Annotated in this window: 1 pseudogene; it reads left to right on the top strand. The window is 36.1% G+C overall.

From position 1 onward, the window contains the following. A pseudogene (locus ACQKP0_RS25745) lies at positions 1-1,008 on the top strand (IS3 family transposase); the annotation flags it as partial.

Here is a 1,008-nt window from a genome sequence, read left to right as displayed (position 1 = left end):
AAGAGAAACTGACAGCGGTAAAACGATATATAAATGGTATAGAAAGTCAACAGAATATTGCAGATTCTATAGGGGTGGATAAGGCTGTTTTTCTAACATGGGTTCAACAATATCAATATAACGGAGAAAAAGCTTTTGAAAAAAACTATACATCGTATACTTTGCAGTATAAACTAGACGTACTTAATTATATGAATGAACAAGGGACGTCTATTAGAGAAACAGCTGCCATCTTTAACATCCCAGCACCTTCCACGTTATTTCAATGGAAAAAGCAATTAGAAACGGAAGGAATGGATGCCCTTGAAATAAAGAAAAAGGGGCGTCCATCCATGAAAAGTAAAAATCAAAACACAAAGAAAAATCAATCACCTATTGAAGGATCAATAGAGGCATTACAGGCGGAGAATGAACGTTTACGGATGGAGAATGCGTATTTAAAAAAGTTGAATGCCTTAGTTCAAAACAAGGAAAAATCACCAAACAAGACAAAGCACAAGTAGTCTATGAATTAAGGCATGAATTTTCGGTGAAAGCATTGCTACAGCTCGCAGACATTCCGCGTAGTAGCTATTATTATTGGGTTAAAAACATCGGTCGTCCTGATCCCGATTCAGAGTTGAAAGTATTGATCCGGGCTATTTATGATGACCACGAAGGACGTTACGGTTATCGGCGAATTCGTGATGAACTTAGAAATCGGGGGCACAAAGTAAATCACAAAAAAGTACAACGTATCATGAACCAATTAGGAATAAAATGCCTTGTGCGTATGAAGAAATATCGCTCTTACAAAGGAAAAGTTGGTAGAATTGCACCGAATATTTTAGATCGCAATTTCCAAGCTGAAAAGCCAAATGAAAAGTGGGTTACAGATATTACTGAGTTTAAATTATTTGGAGAGAAGTTATATTTGTCGCCGATTTTGGATTTATTTAATGGAGAAATTATCACGTATACAATTGGTTCAAGACCCACCTATTACCTTGTTTCAAAGATGTTAGATCA

Source organism: Heyndrickxia sp. NPDC080065 (genome assembly GCF_050281185.1).
Lineage (GTDB): Bacteria > Bacillota > Bacilli > Bacillales > Bacillaceae_C > Heyndrickxia.
The sequence above is the reverse complement of the archived record's forward strand: the minus strand, read 5'-3'. Positions and strand labels throughout refer to the sequence as shown.